The 7889-nt window shown below is 57.5% G+C and carries 5 protein-coding genes; all 5 read right to left on the bottom strand.

All coding sequences use genetic code 11. The annotated features are described in order from the left end of the window. Positions 1–327 precede the first annotated feature (327 nt). Positions 328–3555 (bottom strand): DUF1553 domain-containing protein, encoded by a 3228-nt coding sequence (locus RMSM_RS32610; RefSeq protein ID WP_236622397.1) that lies wholly within the window; start codon positions 3553–3555, stop codon positions 328–330. After that, complete coding sequence (locus tag RMSM_RS42175; protein ID WP_008707760.1) at positions 3465–4022, bottom strand: c-type cytochrome domain-containing protein; 558 nt, start codon at positions 4020–4022, stop codon at positions 3465–3467. Before RMSM_RS42175 ends, RMSM_RS32610 begins: the two co-directional genes overlap by 91 nt. 119 nt (positions 4023–4141) lie before the next feature. Further along, positions 4142–5620, bottom strand: coding sequence for a DUF1501 domain-containing protein (locus RMSM_RS32595; protein ID WP_008707758.1), 1479 nt, complete (start codon positions 5618–5620; stop codon positions 4142–4144). A gap of 145 nt (positions 5621–5765) precedes the next feature. Further along, entirely contained in the window at positions 5766–6656 is an 891-nt protein-coding gene (locus RMSM_RS32590) for an NAD(+)/NADH kinase (RefSeq protein ID WP_008707756.1), read from the bottom strand. A gap of 205 nt (positions 6657–6861) precedes the next feature. After that, on the bottom strand, positions 6862–7889 hold a 1028-nt coding region (locus RMSM_RS32585), incomplete at its 5' end, for a transketolase C-terminal domain-containing protein (protein ID WP_040770701.1).

Here is a 7889-nt window from a genome sequence, read left to right as displayed (position 1 = left end):
TGCGGTCGGAACGAATCGCGGCGTGGATTCCGCCGGGGCAAGCCCGAAGCGGAGATCGTGAGACGGTTCGGTTTGCATTGGTAGCTGCCAGTTGCTCGCTCCGCCTGGGCAAGCCAGGCGGAAGCGGGGGGCCGCGGGGCGTAGCGAAAGTCGCAGAGACTTTCGGGGCAATATTGTGACGAAACTCTCGGCGAGTTTCGCTTGCAGGGAGGGCCTTGCACACGATGACAGGCTGGAAGCCTATCCCACTTTGACGAAACTCTTGGCGAGTTTCGCTACGGCTTAGTCTCCAGTCTCCAGTCTCCTCACTCCTCACTCCCAATCTTTTCAAAAGCGGGTGATCGTTTCGTGCAGGTTCAATAGGACGCGGCACACTTGGCCTAACGCTGCAAGCTGACTTGGCTCGACGCTATATTTGGCTGACGACTTGCGGCCCACGGCGAGATACTTGTTCGCCTCTTCCGTATTGGCTTGGTAATACGCTAATTGTCGCTGATACAACCCGCTTAATGCCTCGCGTTCGTCGTCGCTGGGGTGTCGCGATATGGCCATCACAAAGGCGGCGTCGATCCAATCGTCGAAGGTGCCGTTTTCGTGGTCGGCTAATATACGATCGGCCATCGCGTGCGAGGCTTCGGCGAACGATGGATCGTTTAATAACGTCAAGGCTTGTTGCGGACTGTTCGATAGCGGCCGGTCGGCGGTGCATTCGTCTCGCGACGGCGCGTCGAAATTGACCAGCATCGGGTGCAAGAACGTGCGCTGCCAATGCATGTAGATGCCGCGTCGATATTGCCGTGCATCACGGCTGGCGTGATACGTTCGATTGGGAAATTGCAAGTTCGAATAGTGCCCATCCGGCTGGTAGGGATACACGCTCGATCCGCCGACGAAATCGGTCACCAACAAACCGGCGATCGCCAATGCGTTGTCGCGAATCACTTCGGCTTCGAGCCGCCGCGGCGATTGGCTGGCCAACAAACGGTTGTACGGATTACGTTCGATCAGATCCGCACGCTGAGCGGCCGTTTGCCGGTAGGTGTGACTGGTGACGATCCTGCGAACCAGCTGCTTCACGTCCCAGCCGCTGTCGATGAATTCGGCTGCCATCCAATCCAACAGCAACGGATGGCTTGGCCATTCGCCTTGGCTGCCTAGATCGTCAAGCTTGCTCGACAACCCGGTCCCGAAAAACTGTTTCCAGGTTCGATTGACGACGTGCCGCGAGGTGAGTGGGTTCTCGGGCGATGTGACCCAGTTGGCGAGATCGAGTCGCGTCAACCGCCGCTTGCTGTCGATTTCCAACTGAGGCAAAAAGTGAGGCGTTGCCGGGGGCGCCAGCTCGCCCGTCTTGTCTTGCCAATTGCCTCGCGGTAACACCCGGCTTTCGGGAATTCGGTCTGCGGGAACCGATTGAACGACGACGGACATCGCCATCGCGGAATGCATTTCGAGGATCTTGTCGCGATAGAAATGAGTCGTCGAATGCTGCTGAGGATAGGGGACAGTGGAGCGATGGAATGCGCTGACGAGCCGCGCGTTCTGTTGCTCGCTGCGTTGGTCGGCAGCCGTCTGGACCGCGTCTAACAATTCCGGCGATGCGGCGTCCCAGCCAGCGATGGCATGTGCCACGGGAGTAACGGAAATCCGCACGCGTCCGACATCGCCACTGTGAAGCGTCGTTTGTAAACGATCGTTCGGCGTGACCCAAACCGGTTTGGCAAAATGGTAAACCGCAGTGTGCGGGTACTCGGTTTCGTTCGCAGGCAATTGCCACATTGCCGGCCCGCTTCGCCAGACGTCTTCCAACACAAGCGGTTCGGCGCCACCGCGGTACCGTTTGGGATTCTTGCGGTCGGCTTCGCCCCAGGCAATTTGGATCGATTCGGTATTGTTGACCACGATTTCGGATGGCACCGCGATTTCGACGGACGGTTGCGGTGTCGATGGTGTGAACGCGACCAATTCGTTTCGCTGTTCGTCCAGCAATTTCACTTGGTAACGACTCAGACGTTTGGCGTATTCGGCAGAGTCGGTACGGTTCCAAATCACAAGCTTTTCGATATTTTTCGCGGTGCCAAGATCGACTTCCCACCACGGATCGTTGCCTGGATGGGTGTGAGTAACCGATTGAGCGTTGTAGTAATGGCCGTCGGTGTTGCCATCGATGGCCAATGAGGCGTCACCCGATTTGTAATTGGATGAATGACGAGCTTTGCCGTCGACCGCGATGTTTTGCAGTTTGCCATCGGCGTCTTTGGCAAACACTTGGACTTCGGCTAACGACAGGATCTTGTTCTTTCCTGGCAATTCAATTCGCACGAAGCGAGGGGTGACGGCGACCGGTTGCGGTGGTTCGTGGCTGTTTCGTTCCAAGTTGACCGACAGGCTCAAGGAAAAGCGTCCTTCGTCACCGCGGCCAACGCGGTTGCTGTTCGCTGCGTCGGGCAACACCTGTACGCGGATCGAATTAACCAGCACGGGGGCGTCCAGCTTTGTGTCCAGCGTGATGGTTTCTGTCTTATTGGCCGGGCCCGTCAATAGAACCGACCCATCGTCTTTGACCGTCGGCGTTGTCTTGCCGCTGGCGACCGCGTCGACGACGTCGGCACCGATCCAGCCGCTGGGATTGGTTTTCAGCGTTTTGGCTAGCGACTGAGTCCAATTGGTGTACTCCGCATCTGGCAGCACTGAATCCGCAAGTTCAGAATAGAGTTGTCGGTCGCGTTCGGCTTGCAAGAATTTGATCTCGTTTCGTGCCGATTCGCTTTCGATGCGAATCTCTGGTGGAAACGGATAGTCGTTGTTGAAGCCTCGCAAATCCGGGTTGGGCGTATAACCGTAGTCGGCATACACGCCCCATTGTCGGATGTCGTCAAAGAACGCGCCGATCGAATAGAAATCGTGTGCCGAGAAGGGATCGTATTTGTGGTTGTGGCATTCACAACACGCCAGCGTGCTGCCTAGGAACGCGGTCCCCATCATTCGCACGCGGTCGGCTTTGGATTTGGCCAAGTATTCTTCGGGTTGAGCACCACCTTCACGCGTGACCATGTTCAGACGCAGCAAACCGGTCGCCGCTAATTGTTGTGGCGTCGGGTCGGCTAACAAGTCGCCGGCGAGTTGTTCGCGGGTGAAGACATCAAACGGCTTGTTCGAGTTGAATGAATCGATCACGTAATCGCGGTAGGGAGCGACGCGTTGATTTTGGTCTCCATGAAAACCGACGGTATCGGCAAAGCGAACCAGGTCTAACCAGAAGCTGGCCATCCGTTCGCCAAAATGTTTTGACGCCAACAACCGCTCGACTTGGTGTTCGTAGGCATCGGCGGAAGTGTCATTTAAGAACGATTCCAGCTCGGCGGGTGTCGGTGGCAATCCGATCAAATCGAGACTCAATCGACGCAGCAGTGTGCGTTTGTCAGCGATACCGCTGGGCGAGATGCCTTCGCTTTCGAGTCGTGCTAAAACAAGGCGTCGATGGGGTTGTGTACCTTGTCCGCGAACGTGTTGACCGCTGGAACGGCGGGACGAACGATCGGAGCGTACGACCAATGTTGTTCGTACTTCGCACCTTGCTCGATCCATCTGCGAAACAAGGCCTTGTCGTAGTCGGTCAAGCGATGGCGAAATTCCGCGGGCGGCATTTGTTCGCCATTGCCTTCATCTATGATTCGCAAGAACGCTTCGCTATGCATCGGGTCGCCGGGTTTGATGCCGACGGCTTCGTCATCGGACGGCAACACGCTGGTCGCGGCGGCGAACGAATCAATGCGATACCCGCTGGGGTTTTCTTCGGCGTCCGGCCCGTGACAGGCAAAGCAGGTGTTGGACATGATCGGCCGAATGTGAGCATTGAAGGTCACTTGTTCGGGAATCACCGGCGACTTGGATGTGCTGACCAGGGTCGGCGGTTCGTCCGCGTCTGCGATTGAGGCAACGCTGCAGGTGAGGACAGGGATGCTGAGGGTGGCAAGGATGCTGAGGGTGGCAAGGGCGAAGCGGGGGCGATTGAAATTCATGGTAAAAGCGGGCTCGATCGATTGCCGTAGTGAGCGTGGTGACGGTGCGTTGGGGACGTTTTCATTCGCAGCGGCCGGATGGCGGGGGCTGCGATGGACGAATTTGGTTGACGCGAGGATTAAGCGATGATGTCGTTGACAACGCGGCTGGGTTCGACCCCGGTCAAACGCAAATCGAGGCCTTGAAAGCGTGCGGTCAAGCGTTCGTGATCGACACCGAACAGATGCAGCAGCGTGGCGTGCAGGTCATGGACGGTGACGATGTTGTCGACCGAGTTGTAACCGAGTTCGTCGGTGGCACCGAAGGTCATGCCAGGTTTGACCCCGCCGCCCGCCATCCAAACGCTAAAGGCATTGATGTGATGATCGCGTCCGCTGCCTTGAGCCATCGGAGTGCGGCCAAATTCGCCGCCCCACAGCACCAATGTGTCTTCGAGCAGTCCGCTGCGTTTCAGATCCGCCAAAAGTGCGGCGGTAGCGCGATCGGTGTCTCGGGCAGAGATCGGAAAGTTTTTCTCCAGATTGCTGTGATGGTCCCAGCCACGATGGTAGAGCTGGACAAAGCGGACGCCACGCTCAAGCAGGCGACGGGCCAGCAGACAATTCGAGGCGTAGGAACCATCGCCAGGACGCTTGACACCATAGGCATCGAGCGTGTCTTGTGTTTCGGTTGACATGTCGGTCAACTCCGGCACGGCCGTTTGCATTTTGAAGGCCATCTCGTACTGCGAGATGCGTGTGTCAATCTCTGGATCGATGTACCGCTTGGCGAGCATGCCGTTGAGTCGTTGCACTTCATCAATCACTTGTCGCTGAGTCGATTGGCAAACGCCATCGGGGTTACCGATGTAGTGCACCGGCGAACCGCTTGCTTGAAAGGCAATCCCTTGGTAGCGGCTGGGCAGAATCCCGGCGCTCCATTGCCGCGCCGAAACGGGCTGGGCACCGGGTCCGGAGGATGTCATCACGACGTAACCGGGCAAGTTTTCAGTTTCGGCCCCTAATCCATACAGCAACCATGATCCCATGCACGGACGACCTTTGATGATCGATCCGGTGTTCATAAACGCGTGGGCGGTATCGTGGTTGATTTGTTCGGTCGTCATGCTGCGGATTACACACAGATCGTCCGCCATTGCACCGGTGTGAGGAAAAAGCTCGGACATCTCTAAACCGGATTCGCCCCACCTCTTGAACTTGACGAATGATTTTCGCGCCTTTAATGCTGATCCTTGCAGCTGTGCCAATTGTTGGCCTTGCGTGAACGAACTCGGAAACGGTTGTCCGTCGATGCGGTCCAGTTCTGGTTTCGGGTCGAGTGATTCGATGTGCGACGGGCCGCCGGCCATACACAGATGGACGATCCGTTTGGCCTTGGGGGCAAAGTGCGGCAGCCCCGCAAGCGCGGGCCAAGGAACGTCGTCGCCGCGTTGTGGAGGCGTGGCTTTGTCGGCAGCCGATGCGGTAGATCCCGCGATGGACGCCAACGCGAGACCTCCGATTCCGGCAAACGATCGGGTCAAAAAGGTACGGCGAGCGACGTCGGACGCGTATCGGGATGTTGCTAAAGCGGCGTTTGCAGCATTTGATGCAGTCATAAAAATCGGTGGGGGCAATGGCGAGGCGGGATGTCGGCATCGCAGCCGGACGGGGCCCGTATTATCGCATAAATTGCCCGAACGTGCAGAGATACGGCCCGCCGTGGATCGATCGCCGAAGAATTTCGCCGCAGAAATCGGCTGCTCAGTCGTCACCGATCTTCGAGTTGACCGAGCCACCCCAGCCCAATTTTTCTCTCAGCGTGCGGTAGTCGTTTTGGCCGGGCACTTCAAGCATTTTGAAGGTTTGTTCGGCACGTTCGACGCGGACACGATCGCCGGGCTGCAGCGCACTTAAGATCCGTCCGTCGACCACCACGCTGGTCGAATCGTATGGTTCGGTTACGGTCAATTCGAGCACGGTTTCGGCGGAATCGACGACGGGACGATAGGTCAACGTATGCGGTGAGATCGGCGAGATCACGATCGCTTGCAGATTTCGTCTCAGGATCGGTCCGCCGGCGGAAAGGTTGTGCGCGGTCGATCCGACGGGCGTGGCGATGATCAATCCGTCGCATCGATAGCGAGTCGCCAGATGGCCGTCGGCATACAGATCAATGTCGAGGATTCGGTAGGGAGCACCACGCAAGATCGCGGCTTCGTTCAGTGCCAATTGCTCAGCGACGACTTCGCCGCTACGTAGCACGGAAACTTGGAACATGATGTGATCGATGACTTCGGATCCGCCCCGCATCACCTCAGGCCAAACGTTCAAAAAATCGTCAGGCGACAAGGCAGCCAGGAAACCGAGTCGGCCACAATTAATACCCAGCACCGGTGACTGTGACATTCCCATCTGCCGCGCTGCCTGCAGAATCGACCCGTCACCGCCGAGCACGATCACCAAGTCGACCAATTGATCGTTAAAGTCGTAAGTGAAATTGAGGTCCTCGGCAACGATGTTTGCCGTGTCGGCGATCACCGGTCTGAGCCGCTGTAATTCCGTGCGGACACGATCGCGATTGGGGGCTCCCAGAATCACGACGTTAGGGCGATGTCCATCCTGGCTCCAATGAACGACTTGGTTCGCAGGCATCAGTAGAAATACTCGACGAAAAGGATGACTGGATTGATGGAGGGAGGCCGAGGACGTCGAGAACAGCGGAGTTGCGAGAAAGCGTGAATCGAGCGGGCGGACGGGCGGGCTAAACGCGGAAGGGCCAGAATCGGATGGGCCAAAAGCGAACGGGCCACAGGGCAAGTCCGCCGCAAGATTCATTTTCTCTTCGTTGACGTTGCTGTTATTGTAGCGAGATTGGTTGCAGGTTGGCGGCTTCGCGGCAAGTTGCTGCGATTGGTTCGGCGGCCAGCCCGTGTTCGGCCAGCAATTCCTCGCGATCACCGTGTTCGATAAATTCGTCACGCAACGCGAGGATGTGGATTTTACGAGTGTCCAACCGTTCTTCGGCAGCCGCTTCTAAGAACGCCGAACCGAAGCCGCCCATTTTGACGTGTTCTTCCAGTGTCACGACAAACTTGTCGCCGGCCATCGTTTCGCGAATCATTTCGCGGTCGATCGGTTTGGCAAACCGAGCGTTGATGACGCCGACATCAAGATCGTCAGCGAGCAAATCGGCTGCGGCAAGCGCTTGGTCCAGCATCGCGCCGTAGGCCACGATCGTGCCATCGCGGCCTTCGCGAATCCGTTCGCACTTTCCAATCACGATTTCATCGGGGGTGCGGTCCAGTTCCAGCGCCGATGCTTTCGGGTAACGAATCGCACACGAGTGGTCATGCTGGATCGCTTTGGCGAGCATCAATTCGACTTCGCCGGCATAGCCAGGAGCCATGACGACCATGTTCGGGAAGACACGCAGGTAGCCGACGTCAAAAATGCCATGGTGCGTCGGGCCATCAGGGCCGGTCAAACCGGCGCGATCCATCAGGAACACGACTGGCAGATCTTGTAACGCGACCTCTTGGAAAATTTGGTCGTAGCTGCGTTGCAGAAACGTGCTGTAGATATCGACGATTGGTCGCATCCCGTTTTTGCATTGACCGGCGGCAAAGGCGACGGCGTGCGATTCACAGATACCGACGTCAAAGAATCGATCGGGGAACTGTTCGCGAATCGGTTCCAACTTGTTGCCTTGGCACATTGCCGCGGTAATGATCGTGACGCGTTTGTCGTCGGCCATTTGGCGACGGATCGCATCGCGAGCATGCAGCGTGAACGGGGGGCAGCCCGAGGACGCGGTCGAGACCGGTTTGCCACGGTCGTCTTTGAATGCAGGCGGTGTATGGAAAAAGCGGGGTCTTCGGCTGCAGG

The organism is Rhodopirellula maiorica SM1 (assembly GCF_000346295.1).
Taxonomy (GTDB): domain Bacteria; phylum Planctomycetota; class Planctomycetia; order Pirellulales; family Pirellulaceae; genus Novipirellula; species Novipirellula maiorica.
Note: the sequence above shows the minus strand (reverse complement) of the source record. Positions and strands in the feature narration are given on the sequence as shown.